Origin of the sequence: Streptomyces arenae (assembly GCF_022343545.1) — a bacterium.
Taxonomy (GTDB): domain Bacteria; phylum Actinomycetota; class Actinomycetes; order Streptomycetales; family Streptomycetaceae; genus Streptomyces; species Streptomyces humi.
In genome coordinates, this window is sequence record NZ_JAKQYH010000051.1 from 1 (window position 1) to 18,095 (window position 18,095).

Here is an 18,095-nt window from a genome sequence, read left to right on the forward strand (position 1 = left end):
CCCGCCCCCCGGCCCCCGAACGCACGCCCGACCACACCGCCGCCCAGCTCTACTCCGAGCGCTGGATGTTCCACGGCCCGGCCTTCCAGGGCGTCACCGAACTCACCGCGATCGGCGACCGGCACGTCCGCGGGGTGATCACCGCACCCGCCGCCCCGGGCGCCCTGCTCGACAACGTCGGCCAGCTCCTCGGCTACTGGATCATGGCCACCCGCGCCGAACGGACCGTCGTCTTCCCGGTCCAGATGCGGCGGATGCGCTTCCACGGACCGGACCCCGCCCCCGGCACCCAGGTCGGCTGCCTGGTGCGGATCACCTCGCTCACCGACACCGTCCTCGAGGCGGACGTGGAACTCACCGTCGGCACGCGGGTGTGGGCGCGGATCGACGGCTGGCAGGACCGGCGTTTCGACAACGACCCGCGGACCCGTCCCGTCGAGCGTTTCCCCGAGCGCCACACGCTCTCCGAGGCCCGGCCGGGCGGCTGGGCCCTGGTCCACGAACGCTGGCCGGACCTGGCCTCCCGCGAGCTGATCATGCGCAACTCACTGGCAGGGGTGGAGCGTTCGCGGTACGCGGAGCACCCGCCACGCGGCCGCCGGCAGTGGCTGCTCGGCCGGATCGCCGCCAAGGACGCGGTACGGCAGTGGCTGTGGCAGCATGGCGAGGGACCCGTCTTCCCCGGTGAACTCCAGGTCGACAACGACGAGTCGGGGCGGCCGTACGTGACCGGCAGGCACGGCCGCACCCTGCCCGCGCTGGACGTCTCGCTGGCCCACCGGGCCGAGGCGGCGGTGGCGATCGTACGCCCGCACCGCCCGGAACCCGGCCCGGGCATCGACCTGGAAGTGGTCACCGAACGCGATCCGGCCGCCGTGGAGGCCGCCCTCGGCCCGGACGAACTCCGGCTGCTGCGGGCGCTCTCGGCAAACGGCTCCCCGGCACTGTGGTTCACCCGGTTCTGGGCCGCCAAGGAGGCCGTCGCCAAGGCGGAAGGCACCGGATTCGGCGGCCGGCCACGGGACTTCACGGTGCTGGAGGCGGCCCCGGACGGCAGCCGGCTGCTGGTCTCGGGCCGGCTGGAACGCGCCTACCCGGTGCACTGCGCGCCGGTCCGCAATCCCCCCGCACTGCCGGACCGCGCGTACGTCGTGGCCTGGACGACCGGACCGGCAGCCGCAGACCCACAGGAGGACCCGCGATGAACCCCACCGAGCCCGAAGTCCGCGCCGACGAGGAGGCGGTGCTCGCCGACCTCACGCGGATGCTCCGGACCCTCCTGGAGGAGTACGGCGACGACGACGCCGAGATCGGCATGGACACCACCTTCAACCGCGACCTGGAACTGGAGTCCATCGACCTGGTCACCCTCGCCGGGCTCCTGGAGGAGCGGTACGGCAAGCGGGTCAACTTCGCCGAGTTCCTGGCCGGGATGGAGTTCGACGAGATCATCGGGCTGACCGTCGGCCGGCTCGTGGAGTACGTGGTGTGGAGTCTGAAGGCCACGGAGGCGGGCTGAACCATGGCGATGGTCGACACCGGAGACGTCCGGCTGCACGTACAGCGCATGGGCCCGGCGGAGGGCCGTACCCCGCTCGCCACCGTGGTCCTCGTCCACGGGCTGCTCACCGACAGCCTGGCCAGCTACTACTTCACGGTGGCCCCCGCCTTCGCCGCCTCCGGCCTGGACGTGCTCATGTACGACCTGCGCGGCCACGGCCGCAGCGAACGCCCGTCCGGCGGCTACACCCTGGACCACAACATCGACGACCTGGAGGCCCTGCTCGACCGGCTGTCGGTCACCGGTCCGGTGCACCTGGTCGGCAACTCCTACGGCGGCACCATCGCCTTCGGCTGGGCGGCCCGCCACCCGGAACGCGCCGCCAGCCTCACCCTCATCGAGTCCGAACCCGCCACCCCCGCCTGGGCGGAGAAACTCGGCGGCATCCTGCACCGGGTCGTCACCGAACTCGCCCACAACGAACCGGACGCGATCGCCTGGATCACCGCCAACCGCAGCCACAACACCGCCCGGCTGGCCAAGGGCGCGGCCCGGCTCGCCCGCGAGACCAGCCTCGGCCGGGACATCCCGGCCAGCCGGGTCCTCACCGAGGAGCAGATCAGCGCCGTACGCTGCCCGGTCCTCGGGGTGTACGGGGGAGACTCGGACCTGGTGGCCGTGGTCCCGCTGAAGGAGTCGCTGCTGCCCGACTACCGGGCGGTGGTGCTGCCGGGGCACGAGCACTCCGTACTGGTCGAGGCGGCCGGCACGGTCGGCGGGCACATCCTGGAGCTGATCCACTCGGTCGGCGCGGCACGGACGGCCGGGGCCCGGTGAGCGGCTTCCTGTTCGTCGTACCGCCGCTGGTCGGGCACATCAACCCGGCCGTCGGCGTCGCGGCCGAACTCGGCGCCCGCGGTCACCGGGTGGCCTGGGTCTGCCCGGACGCCGGGCTGGTGCGGCGGCTGGCGGGACCGGACGCCACCGTGTACCCGTGCGCGGGCGCCGCCGAGGGGGAGCGGCCCGCCGACCTGCGGGGTGCGGAGGCGCTGCGGTTCCTGTGGGAGTGGTTCCTGGTGCCGCTGGCGGACGCGATGGCCCCCGGGGTCCGGGCGGCCGCCGCGGACTTCCGCCCGGACGTGGTCGTCGCCGACCAGCAGGCCTTCGCCGGTGCCCTGGTCGCCGAGCGGCTCGGGCTGCCCTGGGCGACCTCCGCGACCACCTCCGCCGAGTTCGGCGGTGCCTACGACGGAATACCCAAGGTCGCCGCCTGGCTCCGGGACCGCCTCGCCGGACTGCGCGAGCGCGTCGGGGACCCGGCCGGCACCGCCGACCCGCGGTTCTCGCCGCACCTGACGCTGGCCTTCACCACCCCCGAGCTCGCGGGCCCCACCGGCCGGCCGGCGGTCCGCCACGTCGGCCCGTCGATCTCCGCGCGACCGGCCGCCGACGGATTCCCCTGGCAGTGGCTGGACCCCAGCCGGGACCGCGTCCTCGTCTCCCTCGGCACCGCCAACGCGGACGTGGGCGGGCGGTTCCTCGCCGAGTGCGTCAGCGCCCTGCGCGAACGGGCCGACCGGGTCCAGGCGCTGGTCGCCGACCCCGGCGGCACCCTGCCCGCGGCCGCCGACGACAAGGACGTCCTGATCCTGCCCACCCTGCCCCAGCTCCCGCTCCTGGAACGGGTCGACGCGGTCGTCTGCCACGCCGGGCACAACACCGTCTGCGAGGCGCTGTGGCACGGCGTCCCGCTGGTCGTCGCCCCCATCCGCGACGACCAGCCCGTGATCGCCGGACAGGTCGTCGACGCGGGCGCGGGCATCCGCGTGCGGTTCGGGCGGGTCACCGCCCCGAAGCTGGGCGCGGTCCTCGACACCGTCCTGTACGAACCCGCCCACCGCGCGGCGGCGGCCCGCATCCGCACCGCGTTCCGGGCCGCGGGCGGAGCGCAGGCCGCGGCGACCCACCTGGAGACACTCGCAGCCGAGGAGAGCCGATGAGCAAGCCGAGCGAGATCGAGGCACTGCGCCCCGCCTACCGGCGGGACCTGGCCGAGGGCACCGGCCGGTTCTTCGAACCGCCGCGCACCACCTGCCCCTGGTGCGGTTCTGACCGGCTGGCCACCCGGCTGCGCACCACCGACCTGCTCCAGCACAAGCCCGGTGTCTTCGTCCTCGACCGCTGCCAGGACTGCGGGCACACCTTCCAGAACCCCCGACTGAGCGAGAGCGGGCTGGAGTTCTACTACCGCGACTTCTACGACGGCCTCGGCGAACAGAAGATGAGCGGCACCTTCGGCGGCCGGACCAAGATGTACCGGGGCCGCGCCGAGTCCATGGTCCCGCACGATCCGACGCCCAAGAACTGGCTCGACGTCGGCACCGGCCACGGCCACTTCTGCGAGGCCGCCCGCGAGGTGCTGCCCGGCACCGCCTTCGACGGCCTCGACTTCACCGACGGCGTCCACCTCGCCGCCCGTGAGGGCCGCGTCGAGCACGCGTACCGCGGCGCCTTCCCCGACCTGGCCCCCGAACTCGCCGCCCGCTACGACGTGGTCAGCATGTTCCACTACCTGGAACACAGCACCGACCCCGACCGCGAACTGCGCGCCGCCCACGAGGCGGTACGCCCAGGAGGCCACCTCCTCATCGAGGTCCCCGACCCGGAGAGCCGCTACGCCCGCCTGCTCGGCCGCTGGTGGCTGCCCTGGCTCCAGCCGCAGCACCTGCACTTCGTCCCGGTCGCCAACCTCCGCGCACGCCTCACCGAACTGGGCTTCACGGTGGTCGCCGAAGAGCACGCCGAGGCCCACGACCCGGTCGACCTGCTGGCCGCCGTCTGGCTCGCCCTGGACCACACCGCCCCGCACGACGACGCCCCCTGGCTGCCCGAACCGCCCGGCGCCCTGCGCAGGACGCTCCGCGCCGCCCTGCTCATCGCGGGCGTCCCGGCCCTGATCGCCGGCACCCTCCTGGACCGCTTCGCCGTACGGCCCCTCTCGCACCGTCTCCGCCTGTCCAACGCCTACCGTGTCGTCGCCCGCCGCGACTGACGGCCGGGCGACCGCGCACAGCGCCTTCGCCAGCGCGTTTCACAGCGTCTTCGACAGCGCGTTTCACAGCGCCTTCGCGCGGATCATCGCCGACAGCACCAGGGCACCCGGCAGCAGCGGCAGCCAGTCGGTCAGCAAGCGGTAGCCGATCACGGTCGCGGTGGCCACCGCCAACGGGGAGCCGAACGCGGCCAGGGCGAACACCAGCGCCGCGTCCACCGCGACCCCGCCGGGCACCGGTACGGCGCCGCCGGCGGTGCCCGCGGCGAGGTACGCGAGGAAGACGTCACCCCACGACAGCCCGAGCCCCAGAGCCTCCCCGGTGCAGGCCAGGACGCTCGCCTGCACCAGCGGTATCACGGCCGCCCCGCCCCACAGGGCCAGCACCCGGCACGGCCGGGTGTGCACCGCGCGGGCGTCGGTCAGGGCACACCGCACCAGCCCGGTCACCGGCCGCCGCAGCGGTCGTACGACGGCCGTCGCCACGCCCGCCAGGGCCACGACGACGGCCACCGGGACCAGCACCGTGCCGTCCGGGACCAGCTCACCCAGCCGCCGCCACGCCGACGAGGACAGCAGGGAGACCACCAGCACGACGGTCTTCGCGCCGGACCTGGCCACCGAGTACAGCGCGATCGAGGCCGTGGCCCGCTCCAGCGGGACACCCCGGGTACGCAGGAAGCGCACCGTGACGGCGTGCGCGCCGAGCCCGGCGGGCAGCGCGTGGTTGGCGGCCCCGGCGGCGAACTGCGAGGCCAGCAGCAGGCCGGGTGGCAGCCGGTCGGGCACCGCGCCCTGCCGCATGCAGGCGGCCACCACCCAGGTCAGGCAGGTGAAACCGGCCCCGGCCAGCAGCCAGCCGGGTTCGGCGCGGGTGAGCCGGGTGACGCCCTCGTACAGCAGCGTCTGGTTGGCCAGGCCCCAGACCGCGGCGACGAGCAGAGGGGACAGGCACAGGGCGAGCCGGAGCGGCCGGCCCGCCGCCGAGGGCGTCGGCAGCGGACGCACGGGGGGTGCGTCGGAGCCGGACGACGGCAGTGAGGAGGGCAGGGGCGACAGTGAGGAGGGCAGGGGCGACAGTGAGGACACGGGGACGTTGTCCTTCCACAGCGGGCCCGGGGTGGGGAGCCACGGGCTGGTGGGACCGCGGGGGAGCCTTCCCGCCCCGTATGACACCCGGATGTCCGAGAACCGAAGGCCGGGGGGCGGGCCGGTGCCGCGGGCGCCGCGGTGCCCCGCCGACCCGGTAGCCTTCCTGGGGAACGAGCATGCGACAGGGGAGGAACCGGCGGTGCACGTCCAGGAATGGCTCGACTCGGTACCGGCGATCGCCGTCTACGCCATGGTGGCGCTGGTGATCGGCCTGGAGAGCCTGGGCATCCCGCTGCCCGGCGAGATCGTCCTGGTCTCCGCCGCGCTGCTGTCCTCCCAGCACTCGGACGTCAACCCGGTCGTCCTCGGCGCCTGCGCGACGGCCGGCGCGGTCATCGGCGACTCGATCGGCTACGCGATCGGCCGCAAGGGCGGCCGGCCCCTGCTGGCCTGGCTGGGGAACAAGTTCCCCAGACACTTCAGTGAGGGCCATGTCGCCACCGCCGAGCGTTCCTTCGAGAAGTGGGGCATGTGGGCGGTCTTCTTCGGCCGCTTCATCGCCCTGCTGCGCATCTTCGCGGGCCCCCTGGCGGGCGTCCTCCACATGCCGTACTGGAAGTTCCTGATCGCCAACCTGCTCGGCGGCATCTGCTGGGCGGGCGGCACGACGGCGGTCGTCTACTACGTCGGCATCGTCGCGGAGGACTGGCTGAAGCGCTTCTCGTACGTGGGCCTGGCGGCGGCGGTCCTTTTCGGCCTGGCCTCGATGCTGGTCGTCCGCCGCAAGGCGAAGAAGGCCCAGCAGATCACCGAGAAGGAAGCCGAACCGGTGGGCGCCGGCGACTGAAGCGCCCCGTAGGGGCGCGGGCCGTGGTCGATGTGCGGCTCCGCCGCGTGGGCGCGGCAGGCCCCCGGGCACCCGCACCCGTCGTACGCCCTACTCATGCACCCCGCGATGCGCCTTGCCCAACTCCGCGTACAGGGTCCCGTTGAGGGTGACCCCCTGCCTCTCCTCCGCGCTCAGCTCCCGCCGCACCTTCGCCGGCACCCCTGCCACCAGCGACCCGGCGGGCACCACCATCCCCTGCGGCACCAACGCCTGCGCGGCCACCAGCGACCCCGCCCCGATCACCGCCCCGTTGAGCACGGTCGCCCCCATCCCGATGAGGCAGTCGTCCTCCACGGTCGCCCCGTGCACCACGGCGTTGTGCCCGATCGACACCCGCTCCCCGACGCTCACCGGGAACCCGGGATCCGCGTGCAGCGTGGCGTTGTCCTGGACGTTCGCCTGAGCGCCCACGGTGATCTTCTCGACGTCCCCGCGGATCACCGCCCCGTACCAGACACTCGCCCCGGCCCGCAGCGTCACATCGCCGATCACCGAGGCCGTGGGCGCCACGAACACCTCGTCCTCGATCTCCGGCTCACGTCCGCCGATCCCCACGATCAGCGCCCTGTGCGTCATCACGGTCTCCCGTCGTCGTCGATGTCCCCGAAACCTACGCCACGGCCTGGGGCGAAGATCACAGCGGCCCGCCCTCATACGGGCGCGCCCCGCTGAGTACCGTGACCCCGTGCCGAAGCCCAAGAACACGTTCTCGTCCTGGCGCCGCCGCCTCGCCCAACGCGCAGTGCACGCCGTCTGGGCCTGGGCGCAGCGCACCGGATCCGTCACCGCCGACCACCCCGGCCGGTTCCGTTTCGGCGCCCTCGGCGAAGCCACCCGCCTGGCCTTCCCGCTCGGCACGGTCTTCGGCGAACCGTGGATCCACCTCGGCGCGCACTGCATCGTCGGCGAACAGGTCACCCTCACCGCGGGCCTGATGCCCGACCTCGACCTCGGCCCCGACCCGATCCTGCGCATCGGCGACGGCGTTGTCCTGGGCCGCGGCAGCCACGTGATCGCCGACACCACGGTCACCATCGGCAGCGACTGCTACTTCGGCCCGTACGTGTACGTCACCTCCACCAACCACTCCTACGACGATCCGCACGAGCCCATCGGCAAGCAGTGGCCCCGCATGGAGCCCGTGGAGATCGGCCCGGGCTGCTGGATCGGCACCGGCGCGGTCGTCCTGCCGGGCGCCCGGATCGGCCGGAACGTGGTGGTGGCCGCCGGCGCGGTGGTCCGGGGCACGGTGCCCGACCACGCCGTGGTGGCGGGCGCCCCGGCCCGGGTCGTACGGCGCTGGACCGCCGAGGCCGGCTGGCAGCCCCCGCTGCGCACCCCCGCGCCGGTGCCGATCCCGGCGGGCACGACCCCGGAGCAGCTCCGCGCCCTGGCGGAACTGGACGCGGAGGACGTGGCCCGGCTGGCCGAACTGGAACCCGAGGGCTGAGCCGCCGGGGCGTGGCACCGATGCCGGGACCGGCACCGCCCCGCAGTACAGTTCGGTGAACGGTCGGGTACACCTCGCGGTAGTGCATCCGGCCGGATTCTGTCATTCAGGATATTGGACCGTGATGCTCTCGACGTTGGACGGAACGTGTCGGATCTCGACCTGCTGACCCAGTCCCTGGCCCGGAACGTCAAGCACTGGCGTGCGGTGCGCGGCTTCACCCTGGACGTGCTCGCGGCGCGGGCCGGGGTCAGCCGCGGCATGCTGATCCAGATCGAGCAGGCCCGCACCAACCCGAGCATCGGCACCGTCGTCAAGATCGGTGACGCGCTCGGCATCAGCATCACCACCCTGCTCGACTACGAGCAGGGCCCGAAGGTCCAGATCGTCCCGGCCGAGAAGGCGGTACGGCTGTGGCACACCGAGGCCGGCAGCTTCAACCGCCTGCTCGCGGGCACCGAGGCGCCCGGCCCGCTGGAGATGTGGGACTGGTACCTGATGCCGGGCGAGAGCAGCCCGTCCGAACCCCACCCGACCGGCACCGTGGAGATCGTCCACGTCACCGACGGTGAGCTGACCCTCACCGTCGACGGGGTCGACTACCTGGTGTCGACCGGCGCCAGCGCCTCCTTCGAGGCGAACAAGGCCCATGTGTACGGCAACACCGGGGACGTCCCGACGCGGATGGTCATGACGGTCTCCGTGCCGCCCGTGCCCTGAGCCCGCCGCCGGCCGGCTGTTAGCGTGCCGACATGCGCGCACCCATCGGAGACTTCGACACCGCCACCCCCGCCCCGGACTGCCTCGACGAACTCACCGCCCCGGTGGCCGACGCCGTACGTGCCTGGTCAGGCCCCGTCCCCGCCGACCAGATCCGCTACGTCGAGACCGACCCGCAGTGGGCGGACACCGCCGTCTTCGTCGAGCACTACGGGCGCGAACTGCTCGAGCAGTCGGCCAACTGCGTGGTCGTGGCGGGCAAGCGCGGCGGCGAGACCACCCTGGCGGCCTGTCTGGTCCTGTCCACGACCAGGGTCGACGTCAACGGGGTCGTCCGCCGTCAACTGGGCGCCCGCAAGGCGTCGTTCGCCTCGATGGACACCGCGACCGGCGAGACCGGCATGGAGTACGGCGGCATCACCCCGATCGGACTCCCGCGCGACTGGGCCCTGTTGGTGGACCCGGCCGTCGTCGACCTGCCCTGGGTGCTGGTCGGCAGCGGCCGTCGCCGCGGGAAACTCCTGGTCCCGGGCAAGGCGTTCGCACAGCTGCCGAACGCGGTAATCCTGGAAGGGCTCGGCGCCTAGGCCGGATGTCCGGCCGCCGCCGGCCACGCCCCGTCACCGAATGACTCATATCCGCGCATGTGTCCCTTATGGTGGCTTTCGGCGATGGGTCTCGCGGAGGGGACGGAGTGGGGCCATGGCGTTCGCGGAGTCGGCCCCGGTGGGTGGGCGACGGTCCTGGGCGCCCCTGCTGGCGGTGTGCGCCGGGTACTTCATGGTGATCCTGGACGTCACGGCCCTCAACGTCGCCGTCCCGGTGATCGGCCGGGAACTGACGGCCTCGCTCACCGGCATCCAGTGGATCACCGACGGGTACACGCTGGTCTTCGCCGGATTCCTGCTGACCGGCGGCGCGCTGGGCGACCGGCTGGGCAACCGGCGGGTCTTCTGCTGGGGCGTGGCGGTGTTCACGCTGTCCTCGGCCGCCTGCGCGCTCGCCGTCGACACCCCGTTCCTGGTCGCGGCCCGGCTGGCGGAAGGGCTCGGCGCGGCGCTGATCGTGCCCGGCTCACTGGCCCTGCTCCAGCAGTCCTACCCGGAGTCGGCCGCCCGCTCGCGGGCGTTCGGACTGTGGGGTTCGATGGCGGGCGTCGCGGCCGCCGCCGGCCCGCTGCTGGGCGGCCTGCTCGTCTCCACGCTGGGCTGGCGCTGGGTGTTCCTCGTCAACCTGCCCGTCGGCGTGGCCTGCCTGCTGCTCACCCTGCGGCACGTGACCCGCTCGCCCCGGCACCCGGCCCGGGCGCTGGACTGGCCCGCGCAGTGCGCGGTGGTGGCGGCGGTGGCGCTGCTGACCGCGGCGCTCAACGAGGCCGGGCGGCGGGGCTGGTCGGATCCGGCGGTGCTCGCCGGGGTGGGCCTGGCCGCGCTGGCCGCCGTGGCGTTCGCGGTGCGCGAGCGGCTGGCCCGCTCGCCGGTCCTGCCGCCGAGCCTGCTGCGCTCCCGGGCGATGAGCGGGGGAGCCGCGGTCGGCCTGCTGTTCAACTTCGGCTTCTACGGCATGGTGTTCACGGCCAGCCTGGAGTTCCAGCGGCAGCGCGGGTTCAGCGCCCTCGGCACCGGGCTGGCGCTGTTCCCGGCGGTGGCGATGACCATGTTCGCCTCCGTCCTGTCCGGACGGCTGGCCCGCCGCACCGGGGACCGGCCGCTGGTGGTCTCCGGGATGCTCCTGGCCGGCCTGGGACTGGCCGGGTGGGCCGCGGCCGGAACCGACCCCGCCTATCCGCTGCTGGTCGCCCCGATGATGGCCGCGGGCTTCGGCACCTCCTTCGCCCTCACCGGCTCCACCGCCACCGTGATGGGTGCCGCGCCCCCGGAGTACTCGGGCGCCGCCTCCGCCCTGTTCAACACCACCCGCCAGATCGGCAGCGCCACCGGCGTGGCGCTCGGCGGCAGCCTGCTCGCCTCGGCCGCCGACTACGGCACCGGGCTGCGCGTCAGCATGGCCGTCGGCGCGCTCGCCTATCTGACCGCCGCGGCCCTCGCGTGGCTGTGCGTGCCGGTACGGCCGGCTCAGACCTGAGGCGCCGCGCGGTGGTGCGCCAGCGCCAGGTGCGGGTCGTTCTCGCCCGGCGCGGGCGCCGGATCCGCGTGCACCAGCGCCGCCGTCAGCCTCGGTACGGCGTGCAGCAGCGCGTGCTCGGCCGCGACGGCGACCGCGTGCGCCTGCCGTACGGTCGCCTCGCCGTCGACCACCACCGCGACCTCGGCGCGCAGCCGGTGACCGATCCAGCGCAGCCGCAGCTCACCCACCGACCGCACCCCCGGCACCTCGCGCAGCGCCCGCTCGGCCCGGTCCACCAGCTCCGGGTCCACGGCGTCCATCACCCGCCGGAACACCTCGCGGGCCGCGTCCCGCAGCACCAGCGCGATCGCGGCGGTGATCGCCAGCCCGACCAGCGGGTCCGCGAGCTGCCAGCCCAGCGCGGAACCGGCGGCGCCCAGCAGCACGGCCAGGGAGGTGAACCCGTCGGTACGCGCGTGCAGCCCGTCGGCGACCAGCGCGGCCGAGCCGATGTCCCGGCCCACCCGGATCCGGTACCGGGCCACCCACTCGTTCCCGGCGAACCCGACCAGCGCGGCCGCCGCGACCGCCGGCAGCTGGGCGACGGGGCGCGGATCCAGCAGCCGTTCGACCGCCGTCCACGCGGCGAAGGCGGCCGACGCGGTGATCGTCAGCACGATCGCGATGCCGGCGAGGTCCTCCGCCCGTCCGTAGCCGTAGGTGAAGCGACGGTTGGCGGTGCGCCGCCCGAGCACGAAGGCGATGCCCAGCGGTACGGCCGTCAGCGCGTCCGCCGCGTTGTGCACCGTGTCCCCGAGCAGGGCCACCGAGCCGGACACGGCCACGACGACCGCCTGCGCGAGCGCCGTCACGCCGAGCACGGCCAGCGACACCCAGAGAGCCCGCATGCCCCGCGCCGAGGACTCCAGCGCGGGGTCGAGCTTGTCGGCGGTCTCATGGGAGTGCGGCGTCAGAAGATGCCCGAGCCGCTGCCACAGCCCGAGGGGGGAGCGGTGGGAGTGCCCATGCCCCGGGGGGTGGCCGTGGTCGTGGGCGCGACCATGGGGATGGCTAAGGTCGTGAGTGTGGTCAGGGGCGTGGCCGTGGTTGTGGCCGTGGCCATGGGTGTGGCCACCCTCGTGGGTGGGGTCAGGGGCGTGGGTCTGGGCGGGGTCGTTCGCGTGGCCGTGGGTGTGGGCGAGGCCGTGGTCGTGGCGGTGTGCCCGGTCACGGGGGTCGCCCTCGCCCCGGACGGGTCCGCGGGCAGGGGAGTCGCCCTCGTCATGGGCGTGCCCGTCGCGCCCGTCCTGGCCGTGAACGTGGTCCTGCGGGTGCTGGTGGCGGTGCCGGTCGTCCGGGTGTGCGTGGTCGTGGTCGTGCCGGGCGCTCATACGGCTCCCCCTCTCCGGTGCGCGAGGCGTGGACAGGCGGTGCCCACGACAGCCATTATGTGCGTATGAGCGCACGCATGCACCTATCACCTGCGCATCATGCGCATCCGCGCACCCCCGGCGAGGAACAGTTCGCGCTCGCCGCCGAACTCCTGGCGCTGCTCGGCGACCGCACCCGGCTCACCCTGCTGCACGCCCTGACGACGGGCGAGGCCGACGTCTCCACGCTCACGGAGGTGTGCGGAGCGGCCCGGCCGGCCGTCAGCCAGCACCTGGCACGGCTGCGGCTGGCCGGTCTGGTGGGTACGCGCAAGGAGGGGCGCCGGGTGGTGTACTCGCTGAGCCACGGCCACCTGCGGCGGCTGGTCGAGGAGGCGCTGAAGGTGGCGGACCACCGCCTCACCGAGACCGCCGCGGAGCCTCCTGGAGAAGCAGGGAGCTGAGCCTTTCCAGCAGGGCGAGGGCCTCGTCGGGATCGCTGGTGGCCGCCGCGAGCGCCGGGCCCAGCGGTGTCTCCCGCACCGCCCGCATGCGGTCGGACGGTTCGGCCGCCGGACTCAGCAGCGTACGGCGGCCGTCGCGCGGGTCGGGTTCGGCCACGGCCGCCCCGGCGCTGCGCAACCGGGCCACGCAGTTGGAGACCTGGCTCTGGGCCAGCCCCGTGCGCCTGGCGATCTCGGTGACCGTGGTGCCGGGGTGGTCCCGCAGGTCGGCGGCGACGATCAGGACCGTGCCCGTGCTGGTCGGATGCTCGCCGATGCCGTCGGCGGGGACGGCGGCCTCCGCGAGCTTCTGGAGCCGGTGACCCAGCAGATAGAGGTCGATGACATTCACGCGCCTCAGAGTACATCCGGAGAAGATGTATCTCGCGAAGATGCATCTTATCTTGATGCATCTCCATCTGATGGATATGCTTCTGGGCATGCCGAAGACGACGAAGCTCCGTGGCAACCCCTGGGCCGTCCTGGTCACCCTCTCCCTCGGGTTCTTCATGACCCTGCTCGACATGACGATCGTCAACATCGCGCTCCCCGGCGTGATGAGCGACCTGCACACCGGTCTCGACCAGGTGATGTGGACCGTGAGCGGCTACACCCTCGTCCTGGCCGCCCTGCTGGTGACGGCCGCGCGACTCGGTGACATGACGGGCCGGCGGACCCTGTTCGCCCTCGGGGTCGCGGTGTTCACCGCAGCCAGCGCGGTGTGCGGACTCGCCGGCGGGATCGGGGTGCTCGTCGGGGCCCGTCTGGTGCAGGGTCTGGGGGCCGCCCTGCTCACCCCGCAGACCATGGCGTTGATCATGGCCGTCTTCCCTGCCGGGCGGCGCGGCACCGCGCTCGGGATCTGGGGCTCGGTCGCCGGGGTGGCCACGCTCTCCGGGCCCACCCTCGGCGGGCTGCTGGTCAGCACGGTCGGCTGGCGCTGGGTCTTCTTCGTGAACATCCCGATCGGCCTGCTGGTCCTCGCCCTGACCTTCCTGCTGGTGCCCGATCCGGGCACCAGCCGCGCCCACCGCCTCGACCTGCCCGGCGTCCTGCTCTCCACCGCCGCGCTCGCCTGCGTCGCCTTCGCCCTGATGGAGGGCGACCGGTACTCCTGGAACGCCGGGATCCTCGCCCTCGCCGCCACCGGGCTCGTGCTCGCCGCCCTGTTCCTGCGCCAGCAGTCACGGCGTCAGGAGAGCGAACCGCTCATCCCCTTCCGGCTCTTCGCCGACCGCGGCTTCACCGTGATGACCGTGTTGATCGGCGCGATCGGAGCCGCCCTGATCGCCGCCGTGCTGCCGCTCGGCCTCTACTTCCAGCAGGAGCTCGGCTTCAGCGCGGTGCGCGCCGGACTCGCCCTGGCGCCCTCCCCGTTGGTCTCGCTGGTGGTCTCCCCGCTCGCCGGGCGCCTGAGCGACCGCATCGGCGGCCGCCGCGTGCTGTCGGCCGGACTGCTGTCCTTCTGCGGGGGACTGGGCGCGGTGATCCTGCTGGCGCGGGACTCCGCCTCGGCACCGGACTTCACGGTGCCGCTGATGTTCATGGGGCTCGGCACCGGCTGCCTGATCGCGCCGCTCTCCACCGAGGCGATGCGGCACGTCCCCGCACCGCTCGCCGGAGCCGCCTCCGGGGTCAACAACACGGTGCGGCAGCTGGGTTCGGTGCTCGGCTCGGCGGCGGCCACCGCCCTGATGGCCGCGGGGGCCACACCCCTGGCCGGTTTCCGCCTGGCCATGGCCCTCGCGGTCGTCCTGCTCGTCCTGGCCGGGGCGGCGCTGATCGCGACCCGCACCGGAAGCCCGGCGGCCGCGGCCGTCTGAGGGGGGCTCAGTAGGCGGCGGCCGAGCCGAGGTACTGCTCGGCGAAGGCCGTCGCCGCCGCGCGGGAGGTGAACAGCCGCCGCAACCGGGCCAGGGTGGTGCCGGCCAGGAAGGGATCACCGGAGGCGGTGCCGTGGTAGATCCCGGACAGGAACGCGGAGAACTCCTGGTAGTCCCAGACCCGGCGCAGACAGGCGTGGGAGTAGCCGTCCAGTCCGGCGTCGTCGCCCTTGGTGACCCGCGCGACGAGGCCGTCGCCCAGCAGGAAGGCGTCGTGCAGGGCGAGGTTCATGCCCTTGGCGGCGATCGGCGCGGTCAGGTGCCCGGCGTCGCCCGCCAGGAAGAGACGGCCGAACCTCAGGGGTTCGACCACGTAGTTGTGCATGTCGAGCACCCGCTTCTCGAGCAGCGGCCCCTCGTTGAGCGGCGGTGCGCCGGCCGCGCCGAGCCGCTCGCGCAGCTCCTCCCAGACCCGGTCGTGGGACCAGTTCTCCGGGTCGTCGCCCGGCGGGCACTGGAGGTAGTAGCGGGTGACCTCGGGGCTGCGGGCCATGTGCCCGGCGAAACCGTTCGGATGGACGCCGAACACCACGCAGTCCGCGGACGGCGGCGCCTCGGCGAGCAGCGCCAGCCACCCGACGCCGTGGTCCTGCCGCGAGATCCGCACCCGGCCGTCCGGTATCGCGTCCCGGCTCACCCCACGGGCGCCGTCGCAGCCCGCCACGAACTCGCAGCGCAGGACGTGCCGTCGACCGGTCTCGGGGTCGGTGTACGACACGGCGGGCAGGTCCGTCTCCAGGTCGTGCAGTTCGACGTCCCGCACCTCGAACCTGATGTCCCCGCCGCGCACGTCCGCGTACTCCCGAACCAGGTCGGTCACGAGCAACGGCTGTGGATAGACGTAGTGGTGAAGACCCGTCAGCTCGGCGTAGTCGAAGCGGAAGCGCTCGTCGGCGAAGCGGAACTCGCACGCGCCGTGCGCCTGGGCGCGGGCCGACAGGGCGTCGGCCAGGCCGCGCTCGCGGAGGCCGTGCACCACCCGTTCCTCGACGACCCCGGCCCTCGGCCGCGTCTCGATGAACTGCCTGCTCTCGGTCTCCAGCACCACACAGTCGACGGCGGCGGCCCGCAGGATGTTCCCGACGGTCAGTCCGGCGGGCCCGGCGCCCACGACGACGACCGTACGGCGTTCTTCTGACGGGAAGTCGGGATTCACCCCCGCATTATGACGGTGTCCCGTCAGCCACGGCAGTGCCACCGTGGCCGACGGGACGCAGGGGGAGCGGACGGGTCAGTGCGCCGGGGCGTCGGTGACCACGACCTCGTCGATGCTGCGCTCGATGTCCTGGGCGGTGGAGGCGGTCGCCTTGGCCCAGTAGTAGATGACGACGGAGAACGCGGCGATGACGAGGATGTCCCACCACAGGGCGATGTGTCCCTGGCCGCCGAAGCTGCCCTGCCAGGAGATCAGGCCCATGCCGAGCAGGTAGACGGGGAGCCACTGCGCGGCCCTGAAGTCCAGCCGGGGCGCGTCCGGCAGGTTCTTGCTGACGGCGTAGTAGGCGTACCCGCCGAGCAGCAGGTAGCCCAGCACGATCGCGAGTCCGAGCCGCCACAGGATGTCCCAGCCGGACCAGTAGATGATCAGGTTGGCGACCACGAACGACAGCGGGGAGATCACCTTGCCGAAGGGCAGCCGGTACGGGCGCTCGAGGTGCGGCAGCCTGTCGGTGAAGACGCCGTACGCCAGGGGCGCACCGGCGTACATCAGCACGCTCGCGGAGGTGATGAAGCCGACCAGCTGCTGCCAGCTCGGGAACGGCAGGAAGCAGATCACGCCCGTGACGAAGGACATGATCAGGCCGAACCACGGCACGCCCCTGGTGTCGGTCCTGGCGAAGACCTTCGGCGCGTAGCCGTTCTTCGCCAGACCGTAGGAGACGCGCGAGGTGGCGGTGGTGTAGATCAGGCCGGTGCCGCCGGGGGAGATGATCGCGTCGAGATACAGGATCCACGCCAGCCAGCCGAGGCCCACCAGGCTGGCGAGTCCTGCCCACGGTCCGCTGATGCCCTTGTAGTACAGGTGGGACCAGCCGTGCGCGAAGCTGCTGTGCGGCAGCGCGGCGATGAACACGACCTGGAGCAGGACGTAGATGACGGCGCCGATCGCGACCGAGCCGAGCGTGGCGCGCGGCAGGTCCTTCTTCGGGTTGCGGCTCTCGCCGGCCAGCTGGATGGCCTGCTCGAAGCCGAGCAGCGCGAAGATGATGCCGCTGGTGCTGATCGCGGCCAGGACGCCCTTGGCGCCGAACGGGGCGAAGCCCTCGGAGTGGAAGTTGGACGGGTGGAAGTTGCCGATCGCGATGATGAAGATCGCGGCCAGCGGTACGGCGATCTTCCACCAGGTCGCGGCGCTGTTGGTGTGCGCGAGCACCCGTACGCCGAAGAAGTTGACCCCCGCGAACAGGGCCATCAGCACGACCGCCACCGCCAGACCGCTGTGGGTCAGGGTCCCGTTGGTGTGCTGGAGGTGCTGGGCCCACTTCCAGTGACCGGCGTAACCGATCATGGCCTCGACCTCGATCGGCGCCACGGTCGCGGCCTGCAGCCAGGAGAACCAGCCGAAGGACATGCCGGCCAGGCCGCCGAAGGCGTAGTGCGGGTAACGGGCCGTACCGCCCGCCACCGGGAACATGCCGCCGAGCTCGGCGTGCACCAGAGCCAGCAGCACGATCGCGATCGCGCCGATCACCCACGAGATGATCGCCGCGGGGCCTGCCTCCACGACGGCCTTCTGAGCGCCGTAGAGCCAGCCGGACCCGATGATCGAGCCCACTGAGGCCCACATCAGGCCGATCAGGCCGACGTCCCGCCTCAGACCGCCGGCAGGACGAGCGTCCTCCACGGCGGGTTTCTCGACACTCACCATGTCAAGTGGCCTCTCATTTTCTCAACGCAGATTTAACGAGCAAGAGGGCACAACTTAAGGGTGAGTTCCGGAAGGGCAGAAGAGCCTTGCCGAAGATTTGACCCTCGATCTTGCCTGTCTTGGCCAAAGCTTTTGCGCAGGTGAGCGAGGGTCACAGAATGTCCGTATTCAGTTCCTGAATGTGAGAAGAAGGTAAGACAGGAAGCTCAGATCCAGCTCAAATCCCGCTCGGATCCTGGCCCAGGCGCGGAATTTCGATGGCCGGGCAGCGGTCCATGACCATCTCCAGGCCCGCGGTCCGCGTCCGCTCGTACGCCGCCTCGTCGACCACCCCGAGCTGGAACCAGACCGCCTTCGCGCCCTTGGCCACCGCCTCGTCCGCGACCTGGCCGGCCTGCTCGCTGTTGACGAAGACGTCCACCACGTCGACGTCGAAGGGGATGTCCGCGAGCGACGCGTAGCCCTGCTCACCGTGCACCGTCTCCGCCTTCGGGTGGACCGGCACGATCCGCTTGCCGAACCGCTGGAGCACCTGCGCCACCCCGTACGCCGCCCGTCCCCGGTTGGACGACAGGCCGACCACCGCCCAGGTGTCGCCCGTCCCGGTCAGGATCCTGCGGACCGTCTCTGCGTCGCCGTACACCATCGGCCTCCTCGGCTGGGGGAAACATCTGCCGTGGCCAACCGCCGCCGTCGGGG

19 protein-coding genes are annotated in these 18,095 nt (G+C 72.8%); 12 read left to right on the plus strand and 7 right to left on the minus strand.

Annotated elements, in window-relative coordinates; all coding sequences use genetic code 11:
* From MB828_RS22230 to MB828_RS22250, 5 genes are all read left to right on the plus strand, one after another.
* On the plus strand, positions 1-1,205 hold a 1,205-nt coding region (locus MB828_RS22230; RefSeq protein ID WP_301649728.1), incomplete at its 5' end, for a 4'-phosphopantetheinyl transferase superfamily protein.
* Positions 1,202-1,519 carry an acyl carrier protein gene (locus MB828_RS22235; RefSeq protein ID WP_046734524.1) on the plus strand — a complete coding sequence of 106 codons (318 nt, stop codon included), beginning with the start codon at positions 1,202-1,204 and terminating at the stop codon, positions 1,517-1,519. The genes MB828_RS22230 and MB828_RS22235, both read left to right, overlap by 4 nt.
* Positions 1,520-1,522: 3 nt before the next feature.
* The gene (locus MB828_RS22240; RefSeq protein ID WP_301649729.1) at positions 1,523-2,338 is read left to right on the plus strand and encodes an alpha/beta fold hydrolase; all 816 of its coding nucleotides are present in this window, start codon (positions 1,523-1,525) and stop codon (positions 2,336-2,338) included.
* Positions 2,335-3,501 carry a glycosyltransferase gene (locus MB828_RS22245; protein ID WP_301649730.1) on the plus strand — a complete coding sequence of 389 codons (1,167 nt, stop codon included), beginning with the start codon at positions 2,335-2,337 and terminating at the stop codon, positions 3,499-3,501. Before MB828_RS22240 ends, MB828_RS22245 begins: the two co-directional genes overlap by 4 nt.
* The gene (locus MB828_RS22250) at positions 3,498-4,553 is read left to right on the plus strand and encodes a class I SAM-dependent methyltransferase (RefSeq protein ID WP_301649731.1); all 1,056 of its coding nucleotides are present in this window, start codon (positions 3,498-3,500) and stop codon (positions 4,551-4,553) included. The genes MB828_RS22245 and MB828_RS22250 overlap by 4 nt, the downstream gene beginning before the upstream one ends.
* A 63-nt stretch (positions 4,554-4,616) precedes the next feature.
* Here the strand turns inward: MB828_RS22250 and MB828_RS22255 are convergent, their stop codons facing one another.
* On the minus strand, positions 4,617-5,642 hold the full coding sequence (locus MB828_RS22255; protein ID WP_301649732.1) for a lysylphosphatidylglycerol synthase transmembrane domain-containing protein: 1,026 nt from the start codon (positions 5,640-5,642) through the stop codon (positions 4,617-4,619).
* 202 nt (positions 5,643-5,844) lie between these two features.
* Between MB828_RS22255 and MB828_RS22260 the strand changes: the two genes are divergently transcribed.
* Positions 5,845-6,492: a DedA family protein gene (locus tag MB828_RS22260; RefSeq protein WP_301649733.1), complete on the plus strand. Its 648-nt coding sequence runs from the start codon at positions 5,845-5,847 to the stop codon at positions 6,490-6,492.
* Positions 6,493-6,582: 90 nt separating this feature from the next.
* Here the strand turns inward: MB828_RS22260 and MB828_RS22265 are convergent, their stop codons facing one another.
* Complete coding sequence (locus MB828_RS22265) at positions 6,583-7,110, minus strand: gamma carbonic anhydrase family protein (RefSeq protein WP_301649734.1); 528 nt, start codon at positions 7,108-7,110, stop codon at positions 6,583-6,585.
* 109 nt (positions 7,111-7,219) lie between these two features.
* Here MB828_RS22265 and MB828_RS22270 point away from each other — a divergent pair, with 109 nt between their 5' ends.
* The 4 genes from MB828_RS22270 (at position 7,220) to MB828_RS22285 (ending at position 10,789) form a co-directional block, all read left to right on the plus strand.
* A complete protein-coding gene (locus tag MB828_RS22270) occupies positions 7,220-7,984 on the plus strand; it encodes an acyltransferase (RefSeq protein ID WP_133024742.1) in 765 nt (254 codons plus the stop codon).
* Between the two features lie 147 nt (positions 7,985-8,131).
* On the plus strand, positions 8,132-8,704 hold the full coding sequence (locus MB828_RS22275; RefSeq protein ID WP_301649735.1) for a helix-turn-helix domain-containing protein: 573 nt from the start codon (positions 8,132-8,134) through the stop codon (positions 8,702-8,704).
* A gap of 32 nt (positions 8,705-8,736) precedes the next feature.
* Positions 8,737-9,291: a YbaK/EbsC family protein gene (locus MB828_RS22280; protein WP_301649736.1), complete on the plus strand. Its 555-nt coding sequence runs from the start codon at positions 8,737-8,739 to the stop codon at positions 9,289-9,291.
* A 115-nt stretch (positions 9,292-9,406) separates the two neighbouring features.
* Positions 9,407-10,789, plus strand: a complete 1,383-nt coding sequence (locus MB828_RS22285) for an MFS transporter (protein WP_301649737.1) — start codon at positions 9,407-9,409, stop codon at positions 10,787-10,789.
* On the opposite strand, the gene MB828_RS22290 is transcribed toward MB828_RS22285, so the two are convergent.
* The gene (locus MB828_RS22290; RefSeq protein WP_301649738.1) at positions 10,780-12,162 is read right to left on the minus strand and encodes a cation diffusion facilitator family transporter; all 1,383 of its coding nucleotides are present in this window, start codon (positions 12,160-12,162) and stop codon (positions 10,780-10,782) included. The two genes, MB828_RS22285 and MB828_RS22290, sit on opposite strands and share 10 nt — an antisense overlap.
* Positions 12,163-12,239: 77 nt before the next feature.
* Between MB828_RS22290 and MB828_RS22295 the strand changes: the two genes are divergently transcribed.
* Complete coding sequence (locus MB828_RS22295) at positions 12,240-12,605, plus strand: ArsR/SmtB family transcription factor (protein ID WP_301649739.1); 366 nt, start codon at positions 12,240-12,242, stop codon at positions 12,603-12,605.
* Here the strand turns inward: MB828_RS22295 and MB828_RS22300 are convergent.
* Complete coding sequence (locus MB828_RS22300) at positions 12,562-12,996, minus strand: MarR family transcriptional regulator (protein WP_301649740.1); 435 nt, start codon at positions 12,994-12,996, stop codon at positions 12,562-12,564. The genes MB828_RS22295 and MB828_RS22300 overlap by 44 nt on opposite strands.
* A gap of 88 nt (positions 12,997-13,084) precedes the next feature.
* On the opposite strand from MB828_RS22300, the gene MB828_RS22305 reads away from it, so the two are divergent.
* Complete coding sequence (locus MB828_RS22305) at positions 13,085-14,467, plus strand: DHA2 family efflux MFS transporter permease subunit (protein WP_301649741.1); 1,383 nt, start codon at positions 13,085-13,087, stop codon at positions 14,465-14,467.
* Between the two features lie 7 nt (positions 14,468-14,474).
* Here the strand turns inward: MB828_RS22305 and MB828_RS22310 are convergent, their stop codons facing one another.
* The 3 genes from MB828_RS22310 to MB828_RS22320 all read right to left on the minus strand — a co-directional run bounded on the left by MB828_RS22310 (position 14,475) and on the right by MB828_RS22320 (position 18,039).
* Positions 14,475-15,683, minus strand: coding sequence for a 4-hydroxybenzoate 3-monooxygenase (locus MB828_RS22310; RefSeq protein WP_301649742.1), 1,209 nt, complete (start codon positions 15,681-15,683; stop codon positions 14,475-14,477).
* A gap of 75 nt (positions 15,684-15,758) precedes the next feature.
* Positions 15,759-17,396: an APC family permease gene (locus tag MB828_RS22315; RefSeq protein ID WP_301649743.1), complete on the minus strand. Its 1,638-nt coding sequence runs from the start codon at positions 17,394-17,396 to the stop codon at positions 15,759-15,761.
* A 217-nt stretch (positions 17,397-17,613) separates the two neighbouring features.
* On the minus strand, positions 17,614-18,039 hold the full coding sequence (locus MB828_RS22320) for a CoA-binding protein (RefSeq protein ID WP_301649756.1): 426 nt from the start codon (positions 18,037-18,039) through the stop codon (positions 17,614-17,616).
* Positions 18,040-18,095: the final 56 nt, after the last annotated feature.